This is a genomic window from Streptomyces sp. NBC_00582, assembly GCF_036345155.1.
In the GTDB taxonomy this organism is placed as follows: Bacteria; Actinomycetota; Actinomycetes; order Streptomycetales; family Streptomycetaceae; genus Streptomyces.
In genome coordinates this window covers 8,269,826-8,294,104 of the sequence record NZ_CP107772.1, presented here as the reverse complement: position 1 = coordinate 8,294,104, position 24,279 = coordinate 8,269,826, and the positions used below count along the sequence as shown (strand labels likewise).

The following is a 24,279-nucleotide window of genomic DNA, read 5'->3' as shown; positions in this document are numbered from 1 at the left end:
ACGCGGCGCGCCCGGTTGCGGGGCGCCGCCGGTACGCGCTTGGCTGGCTTCTGTACGTGCTTCCGCACCCCCCGGAGTGACGCCATGACCATCTCCCCGACACGACGCACGGTGCTCATCGTGACGGGCGGCGCGGCAGCGGCCCTCGCCACGGGCTGCGGCAACGACGACGGCGGCGGTTCGTCGTCGGACTCCGCGGACGCGACGAAGTCCGCCGCCGGGGGCGCGCTGGCGAAGACCACCGAGATCCCCGAGGGCGGCGGCAAGATCTTCACGGCCGAGAAGGTCGTCGTCACCCAGCCGACGAAGGGTGACTTCAAGGCCTTCTCGGCGGTCTGCACCCATCAGGGCTGCACGGTGGGCTCGGTCGCGAACGGCACGATCAACTGCCCCTGTCACAAGAGCGAGTTCCGTATCGCCGACGGCTCGGTGGCCTCGGGTCCGGCGACGAAGCCGCTGCCTCAGAAGCAGATCTCGGTGCGGGGCGACAGCATCACGCTGACCTGATCACAGGTCCCACAGCGCGCCGAGCGTCACCAGCTCCCCCTGGTACTCGATCCGGTCCGCCCAGGGCGTGGGCCAGGCGTCGGCGCCCGTGTACGCCCCCGCGAAGGCGCCCGTCAGACAGGCGATGGAGTCCGAGTCGCCGGAGGAGCACGCGGCCCGGCGCAGCGCGGTGACCGGCTCTTCGGGGAAGAGCAGGAAGCACAGCAGGCCGGTGGCCATGGCCTCCTCGGCGATCCAGCCCGCCCCGGTGGCCAGGCACGGGTCGCTCTCGGGTGCCGGGTCGCGCAGCGCCTCGGCGAGGCGGTCCAGGATGTCCAGGCACTCGTCCCAGCCGCGCGCGATGAAGTGCTCGGCGGACGGGTCCTGGCTGCGGGTCCACAGGTCGCCGAGCCAGCGGTGGTGGTAGCGGGTGCGGTTCGCGACGGCGTACGACCGCAGCCGCGCGACCAGTCCGGCCGGCGGGGCGCCCTGGGCGAGGAGCCGTACGGCGTGGGCGGTGAGGTCGGACGCGGCGAGCGCGGTGGGGTGGCCGTGGGTGAGCGCGGACTGGAACTGGGCTGCGCCGGCGCGCTGTTCCTCACTGAGGCCGGGGGCGAGGCCCACGGGGGCGACGCGCATGTTGGCGCCGCAGCCCTTGGAGCCGATCTGGCTGGCGTCCTGCCACAGCCGTTGCTCGTCCTTGAGCAGGTTGCAGGCGGTCAGGCAGGTCCGGCCGGGGGCGCGGTTGTTCTCGGGCGACTGGTACCAGTCCACGAACTCCTCACGCAGGGGCCGTAGCAGCCGTGTCGGCACCAGCAGTCCCCGGTCCATCGCGGTGCGCAGGGCGCGGGCCACGGCGAGGGTCATCTGGGTGTCGTCGGAGACGAAGGGGCGCCCGGGCAGTTCCATCCCCCGCCAGGGCCCGCACTTGGCGAGGATCGAGGGGACGTCGTTGAACTCGGTGGGGAAGCCGAGCGCGTCCCCGAGGGCGAGGCCCAGCAGGGCGCCGGTGGCGGCGCGCTTCCTCACGGTGGTCGTGGTCATGCGGAACGTCCTTCCCGGGGCGGTCGCAGCAGGGGCGGGTGGAGCGCGGTGGCGGTGCCCGCGCGGTAGAGGGCGGCCGGTTTGCCACGGCCTCCGGTCAGCCGCGCGGCTCCGGGCACCGGTTCGACGAACCCCGGTGTGGCCAGTACCTTGCGGCGGAAGTTGGGACGGTCGAGCCCCGTCCCCCAGACCGTCTCGTAGACCTGCTGGAGCTCGCCGAGGGTGAACTCGGGCGGGCAGAAGGAGGTCGCGAGGCAGGTGTACTCGAGCTTGGCGCCGACCCGTTCGTGGGCGTCGGCGAGGATCCGGTCGTGGTCGAAGGCGAGCGGCCCGGTCTCGTCGTAGGGCAGCCAGCGGGCCTCGGCCGCGTCGCCGCCGCCGTGCGGTTCGGGCGCGTCGGGCAGCAGGGCGGCGAAGGCGACGGACACGACCCGCATCCGGGGGTCGCGGTCGGGTTCGCTGTAGGTGCGCAGCTGCTCCAGGTGGAGTCCGGACCCGGCGCCGACTCCGTCCAGGCCGGTCTCCTCGGCCAGTTCGCGCCGGGCGGCCGTCTCGGCGGACTCGTCCGGCCGTACGAAGCCGCCGGGCAGGGCCCACTTCCCGGCGTACGGCTCCTGTCCGCGCTCGACGAGCAGGACGTGCAGGGTGCCCTCGCGGACCGTGAGGACGGCGAGGTCGACGGTGACGGCGAAGGGTTCGTGCGCGTACTTGTCGTAGCCCTGCACCGGTGCCGCCTCCTTTATGGTCAACATGACTAATAGTCGGGACGACTATAAAGAATCAGCCGTCGGCCCACAAGTCCTCAGCGGCCCTCTGACAGGCTTTCGCGCAAACGGAAGCGGCCGGCACCGGATGACCCGGTACCGGCCGCCACACAGCCGTGCAGGGCGCTTCTAGAGGTCGACCTCGTTCATCAGCATGCCGACCTCCGTGTTGGACAGCCGCCGCAGCCAGCCCGACTTCTGGTCGCCGAGGGTGATCGGCCCGAAGGCGGTCCGCACCAGCTTGTCGACCGGGAAGCCCGCCTCGGCCAGCATCCGGCGCACGATGTGCTTGCGGCCCTCGTGCAGGGTGACCTCGACGAGGTAGTTCTTGCCGGTCTGCTCGACGACCCGGAAGTGGTCCGCGCGCGCGTAGCCGTCCTCGAGCTGGATGCCGTCCTTGAGCTTCTTGCCGAGATCGCGCGGGATCGGGCCGACGATGTGCGCGAGGTAGGTCTTCTTCACGCCGTACTTCGGGTGGGTCAGCCGGTGCGCCAGCTCGCCGTGGTTGGTGAGCAGGATGACGCCCTCGGTCTCGGTGTCGAGCCGGCCGACGTGGAAGAGCCGGGTCTCACGGTTGGTGACGTAGTCCCCGAGGCACTGCCGCCCCTCCGGATCCTCCATCGTGGAGACCACACCGGCCGGCTTGTTCAGCGAGAAGAACTGGTACGACTGCGTCGCGACCGTCAGGCCGTCGACCTTCACCTCGTCCTTCTCCGGGTCGACGCGCTTGCCCTGCTCGAGCACGATCTCGCCGTTGACCTCGACCCGCGCCTGCTCGATGAGCTCCTCGCAGGCCCGTCGGGAGCCGTAGCCCGCGCGCGCGAGGACCTTCTGCAGCCGCTCGCCCTCCTGCTCGGCGCCCGGGAAGGTCTTGGGCGGCTTGATGTCCTTCTTGCCCGCGTACCGCTCGCGGTTGCGCTCCTCGGCCCGCGCCTCGTACTCACGCGAGCTGCCGGGGGCCGTGCGCCCGCGCTGGGGCTGGGGCTTCTTGGGGCCGCCCTTGGCACCGCCGCGCGCGGAGCCGCCGCGCCCGGACTTCGGGCCGTCCGGGGAGGCGCCGGGGCCCACGTCGTAGCGGCGCTCCTCGGGACGGGGCTTGCGGGGGCGCCCCTGGCCGCCCTGGCCGCCCTGCTTCTGGTCCCTGCCGTTGCCGGCCCCGCGGTGGTTACCGCGCCCGCCGCTCTTCCCGCTACCGCTACCGCTGCTTCGCATCAACATTCCGTCGTCGTCGTGTCAGTCGTCTTCGTCGTGGGCCCGTCGTCCGTGTCCGGGGCGTCCGGGTCGAACGACGGCACGGCTTCCTGGGTCTCGGCCTCGATCGCCTCCGCCTCCGGGAGGAAGGGCGCGAGCTCCGGGAGCTCGTCCAGACCGCGCAGGCCCATCCGCTCCAGGAAGTAGTTCGTCGTCGCATACAGGATCGCACCTGTTTCGGGTTCCGTGCCCGCCTCCTCGACGAGACCGCGCTGCAACAGGGTGCGCATCACACCGTCGCAGTTGACCCCGCGCACCGCGGAGACCCGGCTGCGGCTGACCGGCTGCCGGTAGGCGACCACGGCGAGCGTCTCCAGCGCGGCCTGGGTGAGCCGGGCCTGCTGCCCGTCCAGCACGAACCGCTCCACCGCCGGCGCGAACCGCGCGCGCGTGTAGAACCGCCAGCCGCCCGCGACGAACCGCAGCTCGAAGCCGCGTCCCTGCACGGTGTACTCGTCGGCCAGGGCGCGCAGCGCGTCGGCGACCTGCCGCCGGGGCCGCTCCACGATCTTCGCGAGGTGCTCCTCGGTGGCGGGCTCGTCCACGACCATCAGGACGGCCTCCAGGGCGCCCTTGAGATCGAGCGCGGCGACGGGGCTCTCGGTCACGGCTTCTTCCCCTTCTCGTTCCCCTTCTCGGGCTCCTCGGGCGGCTCCGGCGGCCGGTCGAACTCGTCGGTGACCATCGGCTGGGCGTCCCCGTCCCCGGCGGTCCAGCGCACGAGCAGTTCCCCGAGCGCGGTCTCCTGGTCGAGCGCGACCGCCTTCTCCCGGTACAGCTCCAGCAGCGCCAGGAACCGGGCCACCACGGTCAGGGTGTCGTCGGTGTCCTCGACGAGCGTCCGGAAGGAGGCCTCCCCCAGCTCCCGCAGCCGCGCGACGACGATCCCGGCCTGCTCCTGCACGCTCACCAGCGGCGCGTGGATGTGGTCGACGTACACCTGCGGCTTCGGCCGGGGCTGCATCGCCTTCACCGCGAGCCTGGCGAATCCCTCCGCCCCGATGCTGATGACCACCTCGGGCAGCAGCTCGGCGTGGTGCGGTTCCAGGCCTACGGTCCGGGGGTAGCGGCGGGCCTCGACGTCGAGCCGGTGTGTGAAGACGTCGGCGACCTGTTTGTACGCGCGGTACTGCAGCAGCCGGGCGAACAGCAGGTCCCGGGCCTCCAGCAGCGCCAGGTCGGCCTCGTCCTCCACCTCGGCGGCGGGCAGCAGCCGGGCCGCCTTCAGATCGAGCAGGGTGGCGGCGACGACGAGGAACTCGGTCGTCTGGTCGAGGTCCCAGTCCGGTCCCATCGCCCGGATGTGCGCCATGAACTCGTCGGTCACCTTCGACAGCGCGACCTCGGTGACGTCCAGCTTGTGCTTGGAGATGAGCTGGAGCAGCAGATCGAACGGCCCCTCGAAGTTGGCGAGCCGCACCGTGAAGACACCGTCGGGGATCTCCGGCGACGCCTCGGCCCGCGACGCCTCGTCGACGACCGGCGCCTCCACGACCGCGTCCGGCTCGACCGCCGTCTCCGGTTCGACCGCCGTGTCGGGCTCGACCGCCGGAGCGCCCGGCCCCTTGCCCAGCGCACGCCGACGGCCCGCACGGGGTGTGCCGGGGGCGGGAACGTCGCTCGAGGTCATGGCCCCCGCAGGCTACCCCTACCGCCCCCGCAACCGTCGTACGAGGATGCTGGCGTCTCCGCGGGCCTCCAGGTCGGCGAGCACCACCGCGACCGCCTCCCGCACGATCCGCCCCCGGTCCACGGCCAGCCCGTGCTCGCCGCGGAGCACCAGCCGGGCGTGCTCCAGGTCCATCAGCTCCTCGGCGGACACGTACACGGTGATCTTCTCGTCGTGCCGCTCACGTCCGCTGGGCCGGCGGGCCGCGGCCCGTCCCCCGCGTTTGCGGGGCTGGGCGGCCTCGTCGGCGGGGACAGAACCTTCCTGCACCCCCGGTCGCCGTCCGGAGCGCTCCGTCCGGCTTCGCGGCTCGGTGTCGGTCGGGTCGGCGTCGGCCGCCACGTGCTCCGCGCCCTCGCCGTCCCCGCCCTGCGCGGGTACGGCCTGCGGCGCGTCCTCGCCCGCGGCGACCCCGTCGCTCTCGCCGGCCGGGGCGGGCACCCGGGCCTCGCCACCGGCCTGGCGTCGGGGTGCGGACGGCTGAAGCGCCATCCCCCCTGTCGTACGGAAGAGTTCGTCGGCCCCCGGCAGACTCACTCGGCGTGACACCGGGCGAGCACCTCCCTGGCGAGCTGGCGATAGGCGGCTGCGCCGACGGAGTTGGAGGCGTACGTGGTGATCGGCTCACCGGCGACCGTGGTCTCCGGGAAGCGGACCGTGCGCCCGATGACCGTGTGGTAGACGTGGTCGTCGAAGGCCTCGACCACCCGGGCCAGGACCTCACGGCTGTGGACCGTGCGCGAGTCGTACATCGTGGCGAGGATGCCGTCGAGCTCCAGCTCCGGGTTGAGCCGCTCCTGGACCTTCTCGATGGTCTCGGTCAGCAGCGCCACACCACGCAGCGCGAAGAACTCGCACTCCAGCGGCACGATCACCTTGTGCGCGGCCGTCAGCGCGTTCACGGTCAGCAGACCGAGCGAGGGCTGGCAGTCGATGACGATGTAGTCGTAGTCGTCCATCAGCGGCTTCAGCGCCCGCTGGAGGGTCGACTCGCGCGCGACCTCGGAGACGAGCTGGACCTCGGCGGCCGACAGGTCGATGTTGCTGGGCAGCAGGTCCATGTTGGGGACCGCGGTCTTCAGGAGCACCTCGTCGGCCGACATGCCCCGCTCCATGAGCAGGTTGTAGACCGTGAGGTCGAGCTCCATCGGGTTGACACCGAGACCCACCGACAGCGCGCCCTGCGGGTCGAAGTCGACGAGCAGCACCCGGCGTCCGTACTCCGCGAGCGCGGCGCCCAGGTTGATGGTCGACGTCGTCTTGCCGACGCCGCCCTTCTGGTTGCACATCGCGATGATCGTCGCGGGACCGTGCTGGGTCAGCGGTCCCGGGATCGGGAAGTACGGCAGCGGGCGGCCCGTCGGGCCGACGCGCTCGCGGCGCTGGCGGGCAGCGTCGGGCGCGAGCGTGGCCGCGTACTCCGGGTCCGGTTCGTACTCGGCGTCTGGGTCGTAGAAGTGCCCGTCGGGCAGTTCGTCGTAGTCGGCGAAGTGGTTGTGGGGCGCGCCACTTCCGTCGCCGGCCATGGCGTTCACGTGATGACCGTCCATGCTCTGGTGTGCTGACAGAGCCGTAGGGGGGCTGGTCTGGCTCTGGTGGGCTGCGAAGGTTCGGACAGCGACGGAGCCGACAGCCTCGAGCCCCGTGGGGCCCGGGCCCCGCGTAGGCATTCCTGGTTGACCACCCCCGGGAGCAAATGTCGACTCATTCACAAGTCGTCTTACCTCCTTGGTGACCAGGAAACTTCTAGACAAGGTCAGCGTGGCACCATGCCGACGGTTGGCGACTCTATGGCGTGTCGGGCGTCCGCAGCAACACAATCCGCCGGACCCGGCCCGATGTGTCGGCAATGAAACATCCCGCTGTCAAGGGCGTACGGCCGTCGCACGGCAGGTTCAACCGGTGTGCGAATCGGTCGAAGGGTTACGTTCGAGGCGAGTTGGCCGAGAGCCGCAAAGTGACCATACACACATCCGGCCGGACCTTGTGGGGCAAGGTCCGGCCGGGTGTGCGCCGTTGACGCGCCTTGTTGACGTATCGCCTTTGCGAAAAGGTGACTTAATCGTGGTGCCGACGGAAGCGGTCCTGCGGACGGGCTCAGCCGAGGAGCTGGTCGAGCTCGACGTGCTCCAGGCCGTGCGCCTCCGCCACCTCGCGGTAAACGACCTTGCCGTCATGGGTGTTGAGACCCCGTGCGAGCGCGGCGTCGCGGCGCAGCGCCTCCGCCCAGCCCCTGTCGGCGAGTTCGACGATGTAGGGCAGCGTGGCGTTGGTGAGCGCGTAGGTCGAGGTGTTGGGGACGGCGCCGGGCATGTTGGCGACGCAGTAGAAGACCGAGTTGTGGACCTGGAAGGTCGGCTCGGCGTGGGTGGTGGGACGGGAGTCCTCGAAGCAGCCGCCCTGGTCGATCGCGATGTCGACAAGGACACTGCCGGGCTTCATGCGGGACACCAGCTCGTTGGTGACCAGCTTCGGGGCCTTGGCGCCCGGGATGAGGACCGCGCCGATGACGAGGTCGGCCTCGAGGCAGGCCTTCTCCAGCTCGAAGGCGTTGGAGACGACGGTCTGGATCCGGGTGCCGAAGATCTTGTCGGCTTCCTTGAGCTTGTTGATGTCCTTGTCGAGCAGGGTGACGTGGAAGCCCATGCCGATGGCGATCTGCGCCGCGTTCCAGCCGGAGACCCCGCCGCCGATGACGACGGCCTTGCCGGCCGGCACACCCGGGACGCCGCCGGGCAGCACACCGCGGCCGCCGCCGGCGCGCATCAGGTGGTAGGCGCCGACCTGCGGGGCCAGCCGGCCGGCCACCTCGGACATCGGGGCGAGCAGCGGCAGCGCGCGGCTCGGGAGCTCGACGGTCTCGTAGGCGATCGCGGTCGTCCCGGACTCCAGCAGGGCGTCCGTGCACTCCTTGGACGCGGCCAGGTGGAGGTAGGTGAAGAGGGTCTGGTCCTTGCGCAGGCGGTGGTACTCCTCGGCGACGGGCTCCTTGACCTTCAGCAGCAGGTCGGCGGTGGCCCAGACCTCGTCGGCCGTCTCCAGGATCACGGCGCCGGCGGCCACGTACTCCTCGTCGACGATCGACGAGCCGACACCGGCGTTGCGCTCGATGACCACCTGGTGACCGTGGCGCACCAGCTCGTGCACACCGGCGGGGGTGATGGCCACCCGGAACTCGTTGTTCTTGACCTCGCGGGGGATGCCGACCTTCACGTCGATCACGGTCCTTGGCTCAGTGGGTGGGGGCATAGGAATACATACCCGGATACAAGGGGTACACCGGGATACACCGCAGGAGAAGGTGCGGCAGAGCCAGTCTAATGAAGGTGTTCCCGCTGTCTAGCCTTTCAATGCATCAATCTTCAGCCAGGGCACTGCGGATTTCGTAGGCGTTAGGGGCTTGTTCCAGGCGATCGTGGTCCTCCAGCAGCCGGCCGGCCTCGCCACGGTGCAGGCGCGCGGCCGTCGGATCGCCGAGGTGGTCCAGGGTGTCGGCGAGGCGCAGCCGCACCGCCGCCTGCAGCCGGGTGTCCTCGGCACGCCGGGCCCACTCCAGCGCCTCCTCGCAGGTGCGCAGCGATTCCTCGGGCCGGCCCGCGTACTCCTGGACCCGGGCCAACTCGCTCAACGCCCGCGCGTAGGACGCCACATCGCCGTTCTTGCGGTGTCCGGCCGCCGCGGCCCGCCAGGACCGCTGCGCCTCGCCGTAGCGGCCCGCATAGGTGTGGGCGGTGGCGATACGGCCGTACAGCCGGGCGGCGTCCGCGCGCTCGTCGCGGGCCAGGCGCTGGGCGAGGGCCCGGCCGAACCAGTCGGCAGCGCGTTCGTAGTCCCCGAGCTCCAGATGCGCGCCGCCTACGGATTCCATCGCGCGGCCGGTCGCATACGGGTCCTGCGCGGCCCGTCCGGCGTCCAGGGCCGTCCGGTAGCGCACCAGGGCCTCGGCCGTGCGCCCGGTACGGGCGTCGACGTCGGCCAGGTTCAGCAGGGCGGCCGCCCTCTCCCGGGGCAGGTCGCGGCGCTCGGCCACGTCGAGGACGAGCTGGTGGATGCCGTACAGGTCGGGCGCGGCCTCCTGGGTACCGAAGTGCGCGACCATGGCCCGCACGAGCTGGGACATCAGCCGGCGGGCCAGGGTGTCCAGCTCGCCGTCCTCGACGGCCGCCCGGGCCGCGGCGAGCAGGGCGGGGCGGCGGACGGTCAGCCACTGGGCGGCGGCCTCCCGGGTGGGGAAGCGCAGGGCCCTGGGCGTGCCCTGGAGCTTCTCGCGGGCCTGGGGGTTCTCCGGCTCGGTCACGGCCCGGCAGGACTGCAGCAGCCGTACCGTCCGCTCGAACATGCGGGCGCGGGCGAGCTGGAGCTCCGCGGGGCGCTCCTCGGCCTCGGCGGCGGCGCGCAGGAGGGGGTGCAGGGCGCCGGGGACCTCGTACTGGGGCAGCGGGCAGTCCACGGCCCGCAGCAGGCCGAGGGCGGTGAGGTCGTCGAGGGCGGTCTGCGCGGCGCCCATCGAGCAGCCGGCGAGCGCGGAGGCGGTGTGCGGGTCGACGAGGCCGGCCGGGGCGAGCGAGAGCAGGCGCAGGGTGCGGGCGACGGGGGCGGACAAGCCGGCGTGGACGAGGCCGAAGACCCGGCTGAGCGGGCTTCCCTCGTCGCCCTCGGCGTGGAGCTGTTTGGCGAGGTCGGAGACGGCCGCCTGGGGGCGGGCCGCGAGCCAGCCGCCCGCCAGGATCAGCGCGGCGGGCTGGCCCTGGCAGATCTCGACCAGGCCCTCGGCGGCGCGCGGGTCGACCGTGATGCGGACCGAGCCGGTGTAGCGGGTGAGGAGGTCGAGGGCGGACTTGGTGTCCAGGCCGCCGAGGGTGCAGGGGCGGACGTCCGCGATGCCGGTCAGGGGGCCCGCGGAGACGGCGACGAGCAGGCATTCCGGGGTGTCCGGGAGCAGGGCGTCGACCTGGTCGGCGCCGGCGGCGTCGTCCAGCAGGAGCAGCGCGCGCCGGTCGGCGAGGGCCTCGCGCAGGGTGGCCGCGAGCTCGTCCTCGTCGGCTCCGGCCGGGGTCGGCAGGTCCAGGGCGGTGAGCAGCTCGCGGGCGGCGCGCTCGACCGGGACGGGGGTGCCGTCGGGGTCGGCGAGCCGGGTGCGCAGGACTCCGTCGCGGTAGCGGCGGGCGACCTGCCGTACGAGTTCCTCGGCGAGCGCGGTGCGGCCGGAGCCGGGGCGGCCCGCGATGAGGAGCACGCGGGCGCGGGGGGCCTTCTTCCCGGTCAGGGTGTCCAGCCCGGTGCGTTCGATGTCGGCGCGCAGTTCTTTCAACTCCCGGGTCCGGCCCAGGAATTGACCCCGTGTCGCAGCGTGTCCGGACAGCTGCACGCCGCCTGTGTCCACTGCCTGATCCGTCACGGGCCACACTCCCGTCCCACCGCGCACACCTGCCCGCCGGGACTCCGGACCGGGCCATTCCAGAGCCTAGTTCACGCTCTGCGACGTCCCGGGCGCAGGACGGCGGGGCACAGCCACGAGGTCCCCCGATCGGATCAGCGGATCGTCACACCACGCGCCTGTCGGCGGGTCGGGCCCGGACCGCTCACGACGGACTCGGCCCGGTGGCGGCGGCCCCGGGCCCCTGGGGGTTCAGGACTCGAACGGGCGGGCCGGCCAGGGGGCACCGGCGGGACGCAGCGCGTCGAGGCCGTCTCCGGCGCGGGCGGCCGCGAAGGACAGCACGCCCACCACGAGGCAGTTGTTGTGTACATCGCCGGCGAGGACGGCGCGGACGAGCTCGTCGACCGGCACACGCGCGTGCTCCATGTCGGCCTCCTCGTCCTCCACCTCGAACCGCTGCCCCTCGGCCGCGGACAGCCCCCGGGCGAGGAAGATCCGCACGGACTCGTCACAGCCACCGGGAGTCGTGTACACGTCCGTCAGCACCCGCCAGTCCTCCGCCTTGACGTGCGCCTCCTCGTACAGCTCGCGCTGCGCGGCGTGCAGCGGGTTCTCACCGGGCACGTCGAGCAGACCGGCCGGGATCTCCCACAGCTTGTGCCGTACGGGGTGGCGGTACTGCTTGATCAGCAGCACCCGGTCCTCGTCGTCGAGGGCGAGGACGGCCACGGAACCGGGGTGGACCTGGTAGTCACGGCGGACCACACCGCCGTGGGGCATGACCACCTCGTCCGTGCGCACGGAGGTCTTGTTGCCCACGAAGGGGGTCTCCGTGGAACGGACCTCCCACGCCTCGGGGGTGTCCTTGATCGTCATGCCGTGTACTCCTTCGACGTGCACAAACGAAAACCGGGGTGCTCTCCGTTGAAGAGAAGCACCCCGGCCACCGTACAAGCTGGTGTGTTACTTGGAATTCTTCCGCTCCACGGAAGCCTTCACCAGGCCGGCGAACAGCGGGTGCGGGCGCGTGGGCCGCGAGCGCAGCTCCGGGTGCGCCTGCGTGGCGACCAGGTAGGGGTGGACGTCGCGCGGGTACTCGACGTATTCGACGAGCTTGCCGTCCGGCGAGGTGCCGGAGAACAGGATGCCCGCCTTCTTCTCCAGCTCGGCGCGGTAGGCGTTGTTCACCTCGTAGCGGTGGCGGTGCCGCTCCTCGACGTACTCCTTGCCGTCGTAGACCTCACGGACGATGGAGCCCTCCGCCAGCTTGGCCGGGTACATGCCCAGGCGCATCGTTCCGCCCATGTCGCCCTCGCCCGCCACGATGTCGAGCTGCTCGGCCATGGTGGAGATGACCGGGTGCGCGGTGGCCGCGTCGAACTCGGTGGAGTTCGCGTCGCCGATGTCGGCGAGGTTGCGCGCCGCCTCGATCACGATGCACTGCAGGCCCAGGCAGAGCCCGAGCAGCGGGATCTTGTTCTCGCGGGCGTAGCGGATCGCACCGACCTTGCCGAGCACACCGCGGTCGCCGAAGCCGCCCGGGATGCAGATGCCGTCCACGTCGGCGAGCTGCGCCTTGGCGCCGGCCGGGGTCTTGCAGTCGTCGGAGGTGACCCACTTGATCTTCACGCGGGCCTTGTTGGCGAAGCCGCCGGCGCGCAGCGCCTCGGTGACCGACAGATACGCGTCGGGCAGGTCGATGTACTTGCCCACCAGCGCGAGGGTGATCTCGTGGTCCGGGTTGTGGACGCGGTCGAGCAGGTCGTCCCAGGTCGTCCAGTCCACGTCGCGGAACGGCAGGTCCAGCTTGCGGACGACATAGGCGTCCAGGCCCTCGCCGTGCACGGTCTTCGGGATGTCGTAGATGGACCGCGCGTCCGGGCAGGCCACGACCGCGGCCTCGTCGACGTCGCACATCAGCGAGATCTTCCGCTTGATCGCGGTCGGCACCTCGCGGTCGCAGCGCAGCACGATCGCGTCGGGCTGGATGCCGATGTTCCGCAGGGCGGCCACGGAGTGCTGGGTGGGCTTGGTCTTCAGCTCGCCGGACGGGCCGATGTACGGCAGGAGCGAGATGTGCACCACGAAGACGTTGTCCCGGCCGACCTCGTGCCGCACCTGGCGGACGGTCTCCAGGAACGGCAGCGACTCGATGTCGCCGACCGTGCCGCCGACCTCGGTGATCACGACGTCGACCTCGTCCGTCGCCATACGGCGGATGCGGTGCTTGATCTCGTTGGTGATGTGCGGGATGACCTGCACGGTGTCACCGAGGTACTCGCCGCGCCGCTCCTTGGCGATCACCGTCGAGTACACCTGGCCGGTGGTGACGTTCGCCGAGCCGTCGAGGTCGCGGTCGAGGAAGCGCTCGTAGTGGCCGATGTCCAGGTCGGTCTCGGCGCCGTCGTTGGTGACGAACACCTCACCGTGCTGGAAGGGGTTCATCGTGCCCGGGTCGACGTTCAGGTACGGGTCGAGCTTCTGCATCACGACGCGCAGACCACGCGCCTTGAGCAGCATGCCCAGGCTGGAGGCGGTCAGGCCCTTGCCGAGAGAGGAGGCGACACCCCCGGTGACGAAGATGTGCTTGGTCGTCGTAGATTTCGGCGGCATGGCCAAGAGGGGGCTCCCGTGGTCGCGGTCTGGGGTCGCTGCGGTTCGGGGGTTTCGAGCCCACCGGTCCACGGGCTACCAGGGTATCAGCGCCTCGGCGGGATGGCTTCCGGCCACGCTCCGCGCACGCGCCGACACCGGACGCGCCATTCGCGCGAGCCGGGCAGACTACTTCTTACGGGCTTCTCACCGGTGGCTCACCCGTTCGGCGTACGCACGTTGCCCGGAGCGACACACAGATCATCTACGTGCGTCGTATCCTGCTCGGACACTCGCTGCCGAGCCCGGCCGGCAAGACGGCACACCCCAGCCCGTAACCACCGGAACAACGAGAGCTCGTCAGTTCGTTGAGCAACAATTGGCGTTTTGCCCATACGGCGGAGCGACTGCTTTGCTTCATCGCTCAACGACGCATTACAACGACCCCTTGACCGCAAATAAGCGACAGCCCCCCGTTCGCGTGGGGGTGACGTGGCCGTTCGACTGGAGTTGCACGTGGCCGGGCGCATCGAAGACTACGCACTCATCGGAGACATGCAGACCGCTGCCCTGGTCTGCCGTGACGGGACAGTGGACTGGCTGTGCCTGCCCCGCTTCGACTCACACGCGATCTTCGCAGGTCTGCTCGGCACAGAGGATCACGGCTTCTGGCGCCTGGGCCCGGCCCACGCCTCCGACACACCGCCGCCCGCGGCGGCCCGCCGCACCTACCGCGGCGACTCGCTGATCCTGGAGTCCGAGTGGGACACCCCGCGCGGCACGGTCCGGATCACCGACTTCATGCCCCCGCGCGACGGCGCGCCCCAGCTCATCCGCATCGTCGAGGGCGTCACGGGCCGCGTCCCGATGCGCTCCACCCTGCGCATGCGCTTCTCCTACGGCCGGGTCGTCCCCTGGGTGCACAAGCACGAGGGGCGCACGGTCGCCGTCGCGGGCCCGGACTCGGTGTGGTTCGACACGACCGCCGAGACCTACGGAAAGTCGCTGACCACGTACGCGGACTTCACCGTCGCCCCCGGTGACCGCATCGCGTTCACGATCTCCTGGGAGCCCTCGCACAAGCAGCCCCCCGCGCTTCCGGAGCCGGAGCAGTCGCTGGAGGCGACGGAGGAGTTCTGGCGGGAGTGGGTCGAGCACTGCACGTACCACGGCCCCTACCGCGAGGCGGTGATCCGCTCCCTGATCACCCTGAAGGCCCTGACCTACGCCCCGACCGGCGGCATCGTCGCGGCCCCCACCACCTCCCTCCCCGAGGACATCGGCGGCGTCCGCAACTGGGACTACCGCTACACCTGGCTGCGCGACGCGGCGATCACCCTCTCCTCGCTGCTGCGCACCGGCTACCGCGAGGAGGCACGCGCCTGGCGCGAGTGGCTGCTGCGCGCGGTCGCCGGCGACCCGGAGAACCTGCAGATCATGTACGGCATCGCGGGCGAGCGCGAGCTGGGCGAGGCCGAGCTGGACTGGCTGCCGGGCTACGAGAACTCCGCCCCCGTCCGGGTCGGCAACGGCGCGGCGCACCAGCTCCAGCTCGACGTCTACGGCGAGGTCACCGAGGCCCTGCACCTCGGCCACATGACGGGCCTAGCCCGCAACGACTACGCCTCCCTGCTCCAGCTGAAGCTGATCCGCTACCTGGAGAAGCACTGGGACACGCCCGACGAGGGCATCTGGGAGGTGCGCGGTCCGCGCCGGCACTTCGTGCACTCCAAGGTCATGGCCTGGGTCGCCGTCGACCGCACCATCAAGCTCATCGAGTCCGGCGACGCCGACGGCCCGCTGGAGCGGTGGCGGGAGCTGCGCGACGACATCCACCGGGACGTGTGCGAGAAGGGCTACGACAAGGAACGCAACACGTTCACCCAGTCGTACGGCTCGAAGGAGCTGGACGCGTCGCTGCTCCTGATCCCCCAGATGGGCTTCCTGCCGCCCGACGACAAGCGGGTCATCGGCACCATCGAGGCGATCCAGCGGGAGCTGTCCACCCCGGACGGCTTCATCCTGCGCTACCCCACCTCGGGCGACAACGAGGGCGTCGACGGCCTCCCCGGCGACGAGGGCGCCTTCCTCGCGTGCTCGTTCTGGATGGCCGACGACCTCGCGATGATCGGCCGCGTGGACGAGGCCCGCAAGCTCTTCGAGAAGCTGCTCTCCCTGCGCAACGACCTCGGCCTCCTCGCCGAGGAATGGGACCCCCGCCTCAAACGCCAGGTCGGCAACTTCCCCCAGGCCTTCAGCCACGTCCCCCTGATCGACACGGCCCTGCGCCTGACGGCTTCGGGAGCCTACGGAGGCTGACGCGACCGGCCACTCGGCGTGCGGCGGCCGACGCCTTCGTTCGGCTGCCGTACGACGGCCCCGGCAGGGATGGATCCCTCCCCCGAGGTGCCGTCAGCTCCCGAGGGGGCGGTAGCCCCAGCGGATCGTGACGGTGAGGGCTTTCGCGCCCCGCACGATGCCGAGCGTCGACGTGGAGTGCGGACGGTGCCGAGCGACGGCCGCGCCGAGGTCGTCGGGGGTCAGGACGGGGCGGCCGTCCACCGTCGTGATGCGGTCGCCCTCGCGCACCCCGGCCACGTCGGCGGCGAAGCCCGGCGCGACCGACGTCACGCGCAGGCCGTCTGCGGCGCCGGTGGTCCGGACACCGGCGTAGGCCTGGTCGCCGTCGACAGGGCCGACGAACCTCTGTGCCAAGCCTTCCGCGTACTCTGCGACCACCTCGGACGGCACGATCGTCCCGTGGCCGTCGGGCATGACGAAAACGACGTAGCCGAGCAGTGCGGGTTCCTGGGCGCGCCGCTGCGTCAGCACCGGCGTGGTCATCAGCGGTGCCGTGCCGTCGGACGCGGCGGTGGACTGGACGAAGTCGTCATCCTCGTACAACCGACCCAGCCGGGAGGTGGCCCCGGTCCGGCCGGAACCGAGGAAGGCCGTCGGGGTTCCGGCCTGCGCGGTGGCGAAGGCCCAGTGGGTCAGGTGCGGCCGGAGCGCGTCGGGAAGCCGGACGTCGACCAGACAGAAGACAGTGCTCCACCGGCCCGCGCAGTGTTCGGTCCCGCCCAGCTCCGCTCCCCGGTACCGGACCCGGACGGGGTGTTCGGCGGACAGCCCGTCGGCCCCGGCGGTGACGAAGAGGTAGTGCCCCCGCAGCACGTCCGGGTCCTTCGCGTCGCCGAAGAACGTCTCCAGCGCCACTGCCTTCCAACCGCTGATCCGGGGCATGACGTAGCGGTCGGCAAGCGGGCCGATCAGGGACGCCGGGCGCTTCCGCCCGACGCCGGGACCCTGGACCGCGGCGGTGAGCCGCGGCGCCGCCGCGTCCAGCCAGGCGTCGGCCGCCATGGCCTTCCCCGAGCGGTGCTGCGCGACGGTCGCGGCGAGGAGGAGCACGACGACGATGCCGACCACCGTCTTCAGGGCCTTGGGCGCCAGCCAGGCGGAGAGGGCGCTCGCCATCAGGACGGGGGTCCACGCGGGATGGTCCAGGGAGTCGGCGGGCCTCTCGGGGGAGGGCGCCTCGGGCAGCCGGTCCAGCGGCAGGTCGGGACAGTTCAGGACCTTCTCGGCCAGCACGGCACGGGGGCCGGGCCGGGTGAGGTCCCAGGCGAGGCAGGCGGCGGCGTCGGTCCCGGGCCGGTGCAGGGCGCAGTAGAGCACATGGGCCGAGGTCACCTCCCGATGCCGGAGGTGGTGAGCGAGGTCGGTGGCCCGCCGCAGGCTGTCGGCGACGGCGGCGCTGACGGTCGGCGCGACGTTCCCGACCTCCACCCGCACACCGCCCTCGCGTGCCTCGTCGCCCTGCCGCGCCGGGTGGACGACGATGCCGGCCACGGCCCAGGCGTCCAGCGCCGGGTCCCGGCGGGCTGCCATGTGGGCCAGCAGCCCGGCGGTGCCGGCCTCGTGAGGGAAACCCGGGGCCGCAGCGAGCCGCCCGGCCGATTGGGCCGCCGCCAGCCGTCCGGCCCAGTCCGCGAGTTCGGCCGAAGCGACCGGCCGGTCCGTACCGGTCGGGCTCAGCGCGAACGACTCGCTCGGCTCGGGGGCCGGATGGCGGGACGTCGTGGCGCCGGGGCGGCTGACCTTGCGCAGCACGTCGAACCGGAGGGAGCCGTGGACGTCCGGCCGCTCGTCCTCGCTGTGGGACGTCCACGACCTCCAGGTGTCCACGACTCGTCGGGCCGCGGGCGGCGGGTCTGTGGTCCAGCAGGTCAAATTCGCCCAGCCGGCGGCAGGTCCGGTACCGACGCGCGGGGTACGGCTCAGGGTCCGCAGCGCCCTGCCCAGGACCTGGGCCGGCCGCTCGCCCTGGGCGCTGCTCACCACGACCCGGGCGATGACGGAGGCCACGGTCCGGCTGGCGATGATCGGGGCCTGACCGCCGATCACGCTGCGGGCGCCCGCCAGAAGACAGGCGGTCGGCAGACCGAAGGGCTCCTGCGCCTCGGCAGGCAGCAGATGGGCGGCCCAGCAGGACCCCAGGACGACGGTGCCCGGCCAGTTCCATCGGCGGGCGGTGGTGGCCGACAGGTATCCGCCGTCGGCGAGGCGGACGCCTCGGCTGGCGGAGTCGGGAGCGGTGTCGCCGTGGTGGAAGAGCACGGCCACGTCGTCCGGTGTGGCCGTGCGGAGCGCCTCGCGCAGGTCCGCGCGGTTCGCCGGCTCGCTCACCGGCGGCGGCAGGGGCTCGCCCTCGACGAACGCGGTGAGGCGCTCGCTGAACATCGGCGTGGCGGCATGGGCGATCACCCGCCCCCGGGCCGGCGGCCCGGCGCGGCGTGGCGCCGGCTCCTGCCCGGCCGGCCGGTCGCCCGGCGGCACCAGCAGGCCGAGGCCCGGTACGAAGACCGTGGTCGCGCACTCGGCCAGCGTCCGGTCCCCGGCGAGCCGCAGACCGGCGAACGGCACCAGAGCGAGCGGTCCGTCCGGTACCACGACGAGGACCGCCGGGGCGTCAGGGGCGGACGACTGCTCCAGCCAGGTACCGAGCTCGGCGGGCAGCAGCACGTCGGCCAGTTCGTGCCAGACGGGCCGCGAGAAGTCGATCTCGGTGTGCACCTGAGCGGCCTGCGGTATACCGCCGTCGTCGCGGCCCTCGCCGGTGTCGGCGAGCATCGTCAGCAGGCCGTGCGGTGTACTGCCGCCGGGCGCACCCTGCGGCGGCACGGGCAGCGTCGCGCAGTGCAGTCGCACCCCCGCAGGGCCCGCCATCACACAGGCGATGTGCCACCCGGCCGTGTCCTCACGGCACCGATAGGTCAGCGCCACCCGGCCGGCCAGAGCGGACTGGAGTCGGCGGATGTCGGGCAGACCGGGAAACAGCGCCTGTGCCATCTCACGGGATTCGATCTCCATGATCTTCGCACGCCGTGCGGCCTGTTCGCCGTCCGTGGCGGAAGGGTGCGGTGTCTGTCCCTGCGCCGCCCGTTCGGCGGAGACCGTGACCCGTTCGTCGGCGTCCAACTGGGCGAGCAGGGTCCGCAGCTCGTCCTCAGGGGTGTGGCGCAGGCCCCGGCGGATCGCGTCGGCCAGCGCGTTGCGGTTCAGCGACTCCATGAACCACAGGGCGAGTTCGGCGGCACGCCGGGAGTGGTGGACCACACCGGTGCCCAGGGCGGTGAAGACGGCGTCGGCCAGATCGCCTCGTGCCTTGGCCAGCCCGAGCCGGTTGTGGCGGTCGCGCAGCCGTCCGCGGGGCGCCTCGACCCGTTCCAGGCTGTGCAGCAGGCCTTCGAGCAGGCGGTCCTCCGCCACGGCAGACCGGGCGTCCCGCCGCAGCAGACACGCGGTGATGACCCAGGCGGTCCACAGGCCCGCCCGCTCCGGCTGAGCCAGTTCCTGGAACAGTTCGCCGGCCGTGGTGAGCGGTTCGACCGCCTCCCGGTAACGGCGCTGGGCGAGCAGCCGCTCGCCGATGAACGCGGAGGACTCCGCCCGTACGGCGACCAGGTCCAGTGCCTCCACCGGGGTCAGCTCCGTGCTGAAAAGAGGCTCGCCCAGCTCGGTGACCAGGTTCGCGATCCGGCGCGCCAGCCGCAGCCCGTCCTCCTCGTCCGCGGTGTCCGCGAGGCCGGCCGCTCGCGCCGACAGGTGGCGCAGGACCAGGGCGTAGCGCTGTCCCAGCACCAGCCGCAGGAGCGTACGGTCCGGCCACCTCGGGATGTCGGCCCGCTCCAGGGCGATCAGCATCCGCAGCGCTGACGGCACGGGCCGCTCCCGGGTCCTCAGAGTCTCCTGCGCGTCGTCCAAGTGCCGCGCCACCTCGTCGTACCGGCCGGTGGCCTGGCAGAACAGACCGTGGGCCGCCTGGAAGGCCGGCTCCTGCCGCCATGGTTCGCCCTCGCCGTCCGACGCGGTCCGGCGTGCGGGGAAGAGGAACTCGACGTCCGCGGCCCGCCCGGCTCCCACCGCGTCGTCCACCGCGCGAGCCGCGCACCAGGCCGCCGCCGCGGTGGCCCCTCGGGAGACGAAGTACGCGTGCGCGTCCAGCGCCTCGCGGGGCGGTCCGGTACGGCCGCCACGCCGCAGGTCGACGCACCGGCGCAGGTGTCCGCGCGCCCGACGCGACCAGGTCGCACGGAACGGGGGCCGGAAGCCGGCCCGGGTGGCGGCCAGCAGCCGGGCCCGGGCGATGACATGGCGTACGAGCCAGCCGTAAAGGACCGCGACCGTCATCGGGCCGAAGCGGACCGCGAGACTGCCCGGCACGAAGAACTCGTTGAGGCAGAACAGGCCCGCGGTGAACACCGCCGCGTACAGGGGCAGCCGGGTGACCACGCTGACCGCGGTCCCCGACGGCAGCCGCCGGGTCGACCGGCGGCCCAGGCGCAGAACGACAGCACACGCGGTGAGAGCCAGCAGCACAGGGAGGACCGCCCACATCCGGTGGCGCAGCATGAACTGCAGCAGCGGGTCAGGGGTCACGTCGTAGTCCGCTGCGGGAGTCGGCGCCACGCCCACCCACCACAGGCCCAGCACGGCGGGCGGGAGGAGCGCCAGCGCGTCGAACGCCACCGCGCGTGCGGCGTTGACCACGACGTACGTGGCTTCGTACGCGAAGAGACTGCCGCCGGAGGCTCGCCAGACCGGTGTGTCTCTCAGGGCCTGAATCGGTCTCGATCTCACGGAATCGCCCCTCCCCGAGAAGCGCCGACTATACGCTGCAAGGCGACCTCGGACAGGGGGAATTGATGATGCATCAGGCCAGAACGCCCGACAGCGCGTCAAGCGGGCACCCTGGGACATGGACGACCCCCCTCATCGACGCCGAGCACTGGCTGGTGCTCTTCGACTCGGAGGGCGTCGACGGCGCCGGGGAGCTGCCCGACCGTGCCGTTCTGGACGAGCTGAGCCGCCTCGCCCACCGCCGGCAGCACCGCCCCACCATGGGAGCGGGCGACTGGTCCGAGGTGGTCGCGCTCGCCGAGGCCATCGGCAGCGGAGCGGCCGCCAGCGCGGTCTGGGCGGGCTGCCAGTCCGCCGCGGGCTATCTGCGGCGACGCAGGGAGGCACGCAGGGCCGCCATCGACCGGGCCGAGGCCGACCGGCTCGCCCGGCTGGCCGTCGATGCCGTCCGGCGGACGGCCGAACAGGACGGTTCCGACGTCCCCCTGCCCACGGCCGATCAGCTGCCGCCCTCCGAGCCCGCGGCACCCGGCCCGGACGGCCGGCCCACCGCGTACGTCCTGCGCCTCGGCCGACCGGACTTCACCCTGCGGGTCACCATCTCCCTCGACGGTCAGGCCGCCGACGTCGAGTTCCAGGTCGAGGAAGTGGTGCCCGACCTCTGACCCGCACCGGCCGGTCCCCCTCCCCTGGCCCAACAGGACCGCGCCGCCGCGCGCGCCTAGTCTGGGAAGGTCATACTGCCCCTGCACGAAAGGGGGGCGCCCCCATGGCCTCCCCGTCGAAGGCGGGCGCGGCCCTCGCCGCGCTGCGCGAGGAACTGTCGGGCGACGTGTTCGCCCCGGACGACCCGGGCTACGACGAGGCCCGTACGGTCTTCAACGCGATGATCGACCGGCGTCCGGCGGTGATCGCGCAGTGCGTGGACGAGGCGGACGTCGCCCGGACGGTCCGCTTCGCGCGTGACCTGGACCTGAAGATCGCGGTGCGCGGGGGCGGGCACAGCGTCGCGGGGCAGGCGCTGGGCGACGGCGCCGTGGTGGTGGATCTGCGGCACCTGCGGGCCGTCACCGTCGATCCCGCCGCCCGGGCCGTACGTGTCGCGGGCGGCGCCACCATGAGCGACCTGGACCGCGCCTGCCAGCCCCTCGGCCTCGCCACGACCGGCGGCCGGGCCTCCACCACCGGCGTCGGCGGCTATGTCCTCGGCGGCGGCAGCGGCTGGCTGGACCGCTGCTGCGGCCTCGCGGTGGACAACCTGCTCGGCGTCGAGCTGGTCACCGCCGACGGCGAGCAGGTCCACGCCGACGCCGACGAGCACCCGGACCTGTTCTGGGCCCTGCACGGCGGCGGCGGCAACTTCGGCGTCGCCACCGCGCTCACCCTGAAGCTGTACGAGCTGCCCGAGTTCTGCATCGCGCTGCTGCTGTACCTCCCGGAGTACGGCCCCGAGGTCGTCCGCACCTACCGCGACGTGATCGAGACGGCCCCCGACGAGGCGAGCGGCGCGGTCCTCTTCTTCACCGGCCCGCCCGAGGAGTTCGTACCGCCGCACCTGGTCGGCACGCGGGTGTGCGGGCTGCTGCTGACGTACGCCGGCGCCGAGGAGGGCATGCGCAAGCTGGCCCAGCCGCTGCTGGCGCTGCCGCACGAGACGGAGATCGTCGGACCGATGCCGTACGCGGACGTCCAGTGCATGATCGACGATCCTCCGGGGATGCGGAACTACTGGTCGGCGGAGTATCTGACCGGGGTGCCGGACGACTTCGTGGACGCCTACTGCGGCCTCGCGGAGGCCATGCCCGTGCCGACGGGCACCCAGCATCTGCTGTGGCCGCAGGGCGGCGCGATCGCGGCCGGGCCGCACGAGTACCCGGTGCCGTACCGGGACGCGCCCTGGGCCGTGCACCCGTTCGGGATCTGGCAGGACGCGGCGGACGACGAGCGCTGCGTGCGGTGGGTGCGCGACGTACGCGCCGGTGTCCGCCCCTGGAGCACCGGGGACGTCTACCTCAACTTCATCGGCGACGAGGGCACCGACCGGGTCGTCGCCGGCCTCGGCGCGGAGAACGCGCGGCGCCTCGCTGACATCAAACGGCACTACGACCCCGACAACGTCTTCCGCTTCAACCACAACATCAAGCCCGCCTGACCGGCCGCTCGGCCGTCGGCTGTCTGCCGGGGCGTCCGCGCAGGTAGCGTCCGCTGCATGGACAGCCGTACGGACCCCCGACCCGACAGCCAGGACGCCGGCATCACCGTGCGGCGGGCGCTGGAACTGCCCGGCCTGCGCAGCGGGCTCCCCGAGATCCTCGCGGGCGGCGACCGGCTGGGGCGCACCGTGCGCTGGGTGCACGCCGGCGAGGTCCCGCACATCGCGTCCCTGCTCAAGGGCGGCGAACTGCTGCTGACCACGGGCTACGGCCTCGGCACCCGGCCGGCCGAGCAGCGGGCGTTCGTCCGGACCCTGGCCGAGCGGGGCATCGCGGCCCTGGTGATCGAGCTGGGCCCGCGCTTCACCCGGCTGCCCGCGACCCTCGTGGAGACGGCGCGGGCGAACGGGCTGCCGCTGGTCCAGCTCCACCGCGAGGTGCCGTTCGTGACGGTCACCGAGGAGATCCACACCGAGATCGTCAACGGCCACTACGCCCTGCTCCAGCGTGCGGAGGAGGTGCACCGCCGCTGCACGGAGGCGCTGCTGGGCGGCGGCGGGATCCCGCAGGTGCTGGGCATCCTCGCCGACTTCGCCGGCAATCCGGTGTTCCTGGAGACGACGGACGGTCAGCTCCTGTACGCCGCCGGGGAGGGGCCGCAGGGCGCGGATCCGCTCCAGGTGTGGGAGGGGCTGCGCGGCCCGCGCAAGGACGCGCCGCCGCCCGCGGGGTCGGCGCTGGTGGATGTGCCCGGGGGCGGGCCGGGGGCGGGTTCGGTCCGCGCCCGGCTCGCGCTGCTGCCCGTGCGCGCCCCGCTCGCTCCGGTGCACCGGATGGCAGCCGAGCGGGCGGCGGGCATCCTGGCCGTGGTGCTGATGCAGGCCCGCCAGGAGGAGGAGCTCGCGGCGCGTGGCCGGGGCGACTTCCTGACGGATCTCGCCGAGGGCCGGATCACGGCGGAGGACGCTCCGGCGCAGGCGCGGGTGCTGGGCTTCAAGCCCGGTTCCGGCCCGCTGCTGCCGGTCGTGATGCGGCTGGGCGACCCCCTCGCGCCGGGCGGCGGCTGGGCGGTGCTGGCCCGCGCGGTCGCGGAGGAGCTGGCCGCGGTGGGGGTGCCGGTGCTGCTCGGTGTGCGGCCGGTGGAGGGCCGGGTGCCGCTGCTGGTGGGCCTGCGGTCGGAGCCGGAGCGGTCGGCGGTCGCGGACCGGGTCGCGGCGGCGCTGCGGGCCGGGGTGGAACGGGCCGGGATGCAGCGGCCGGGCGCCCCGCCGCCGGTCGTGGTCGTCGGGGTCGCGGGCGGCTGGGCGGCGGCCTCGGCGGGCCTCAGGCACGCGGCCGAGACGGCGACCGCCGCGCAGGGCCTGACGGACCGCCCCTGGTACGACGCCCGCCGCCTCGACATCGACCTGCTGCTGTGGCGGCTGCGCGACCACCCGGACCTGGCGGCCTTCGTGGACCGCGCGATCGGTCCGGTCCGCGACCACGACCTGCGCTCCAAGCCGCCCCTGCTGCCCACCCTGGAGACGTATCTCGCCCACGCGGGCCGCAAGGCGGAGACGGCCCGCGAACTGCACCTCAACCGCCAGACGCTCTACAACCGCCTCGCCCGCATCGGTGAGCTGCTCGGCACCGACCTGGACGACCCGCAGACGGTCCTGGCCCTCAGCCTGGCCCTGCGCGCCCGCCGGCATCTGCCCTAGGCCGTGTCCGCAACGTCCCTCCCCCAGAGGGGGGTACCCCCAGCCCCACGACGCCCGGCACGCCCTTCGGGCGGACGACGGGACTGTGCGGACACGA

The 24,279-nt window shown here is 72.6% G+C and carries 17 protein-coding genes; 5 read left to right on the top strand and 12 right to left on the bottom strand.

The genetic code is table 11. The annotated features are described in order from the left end of the window. The first annotated feature begins 84 nt into the window (after positions 1-84). A complete protein-coding gene (locus OG852_RS37485) occupies positions 85-507 on the top strand; it encodes a Rieske (2Fe-2S) protein (protein ID WP_133913607.1) in 423 nt (140 codons plus the stop codon). On the opposite strand, the gene OG852_RS37480 is transcribed toward OG852_RS37485, so the two are convergent. From OG852_RS37480 to OG852_RS37430, 11 genes are all read right to left on the bottom strand, one after another. Beyond that, entirely contained in the window at positions 508-1,530 is a 1,023-nt protein-coding gene (locus tag OG852_RS37480; RefSeq protein ID WP_330350244.1) for an ADP-ribosylglycohydrolase family protein, read from the bottom strand. Continuing rightward, positions 1,527-2,282: an NUDIX hydrolase gene (locus OG852_RS37475; RefSeq protein ID WP_133913609.1), complete on the bottom strand. Its 756-nt coding sequence runs from the start codon at positions 2,280-2,282 to the stop codon at positions 1,527-1,529. Before OG852_RS37475 ends, OG852_RS37480 begins: the two co-directional genes overlap by 4 nt. Positions 2,283-2,423: 141 nt before the next feature. Continuing rightward, the gene (locus tag OG852_RS37470; RefSeq protein WP_133913610.1) at positions 2,424-3,506 is read right to left on the bottom strand and encodes a pseudouridine synthase; all 1,083 of its coding nucleotides are present in this window, start codon (positions 3,504-3,506) and stop codon (positions 2,424-2,426) included. Beyond that, the gene (gene scpB / locus OG852_RS37465; protein WP_133913611.1) at positions 3,506-4,153 is read right to left on the bottom strand and encodes an SMC-Scp complex subunit ScpB; all 648 of its coding nucleotides are present in this window, start codon (positions 4,151-4,153) and stop codon (positions 3,506-3,508) included. The genes OG852_RS37470 and scpB overlap by 1 nt, the downstream gene beginning before the upstream one ends. Beyond that, entirely contained in the window at positions 4,150-5,175 is a 1,026-nt protein-coding gene (locus OG852_RS37460; RefSeq protein WP_330350243.1) for a segregation and condensation protein A, read from the bottom strand. Before OG852_RS37460 ends, scpB begins: the two co-directional genes overlap by 4 nt. An 18-nt stretch (positions 5,176-5,193) precedes the next feature. Further along, a complete protein-coding gene (locus OG852_RS37455; RefSeq protein ID WP_133913613.1) occupies positions 5,194-5,763 on the bottom strand; it encodes a hypothetical protein in 570 nt (189 codons plus the stop codon). Further along, the gene (locus tag OG852_RS37450; protein WP_330350242.1) at positions 5,748-6,884 is read right to left on the bottom strand and encodes a ParA family protein; all 1,137 of its coding nucleotides are present in this window, start codon (positions 6,882-6,884) and stop codon (positions 5,748-5,750) included. Before OG852_RS37450 ends, OG852_RS37455 begins: the two co-directional genes overlap by 16 nt. Positions 6,885-7,311: 427 nt before the next feature. Then, on the bottom strand, positions 7,312-8,436 hold the full coding sequence (gene ald / locus OG852_RS37445) for an alanine dehydrogenase (protein ID WP_133913615.1): 1,125 nt from the start codon (positions 8,434-8,436) through the stop codon (positions 7,312-7,314). Between the two features lie 133 nt (positions 8,437-8,569). Beyond that, positions 8,570-10,612 (bottom strand): tetratricopeptide repeat protein, encoded by a 2,043-nt coding sequence (locus OG852_RS37440; RefSeq protein WP_330350241.1) that lies wholly within the window; start codon positions 10,610-10,612, stop codon positions 8,570-8,572. 231 nt (positions 10,613-10,843) lie between these two features. Continuing rightward, positions 10,844-11,470 carry an NUDIX domain-containing protein gene (locus tag OG852_RS37435; protein ID WP_133913617.1) on the bottom strand — a complete coding sequence of 209 codons (627 nt, stop codon included), beginning with the start codon at positions 11,468-11,470 and terminating at the stop codon, positions 10,844-10,846. Positions 11,471-11,557: 87 nt separating this feature from the next. Further along, on the bottom strand, positions 11,558-13,207 hold the full coding sequence (locus tag OG852_RS37430) for a CTP synthase (protein ID WP_133913618.1): 1,650 nt from the start codon (positions 13,205-13,207) through the stop codon (positions 11,558-11,560). Between the two features lie 495 nt (positions 13,208-13,702). Here OG852_RS37430 and OG852_RS37425 point away from each other — a divergent pair, with 495 nt between their 5' ends. Then, the gene (locus OG852_RS37425) at positions 13,703-15,505 is read left to right on the top strand and encodes a glycoside hydrolase family 15 protein (protein WP_133913619.1); all 1,803 of its coding nucleotides are present in this window, start codon (positions 13,703-13,705) and stop codon (positions 15,503-15,505) included. A 93-nt stretch (positions 15,506-15,598) separates the two neighbouring features. On the opposite strand, the gene OG852_RS37420 is transcribed toward OG852_RS37425, so the two are convergent. Then, positions 15,599-20,329: a CHAT domain-containing protein gene (locus tag OG852_RS37420; RefSeq protein WP_330350240.1), complete on the bottom strand. Its 4,731-nt coding sequence runs from the start codon at positions 20,327-20,329 to the stop codon at positions 15,599-15,601. Between the two features lie 68 nt (positions 20,330-20,397). Between OG852_RS37420 and OG852_RS37415 the strand changes: the two genes are divergently transcribed. The 3 genes from OG852_RS37415 (at position 20,398) to OG852_RS37405 (ending at position 24,182) form a co-directional block, all read left to right on the top strand. Continuing rightward, positions 20,398-20,994 carry a hypothetical protein gene (locus OG852_RS37415; RefSeq protein ID WP_330350239.1) on the top strand — a complete coding sequence of 199 codons (597 nt, stop codon included), beginning with the start codon at positions 20,398-20,400 and terminating at the stop codon, positions 20,992-20,994. 104 nt (positions 20,995-21,098) lie between these two features. Then, the gene (locus tag OG852_RS37410; RefSeq protein ID WP_330350238.1) at positions 21,099-22,481 is read left to right on the top strand and encodes an FAD-binding oxidoreductase; all 1,383 of its coding nucleotides are present in this window, start codon (positions 21,099-21,101) and stop codon (positions 22,479-22,481) included. 57 nt (positions 22,482-22,538) lie between these two features. Continuing rightward, positions 22,539-24,182, top strand: a complete 1,644-nt coding sequence (locus tag OG852_RS37405; protein ID WP_330350237.1) for a PucR family transcriptional regulator — start codon at positions 22,539-22,541, stop codon at positions 24,180-24,182. Positions 24,183-24,279: the final 97 nt, after the last annotated feature.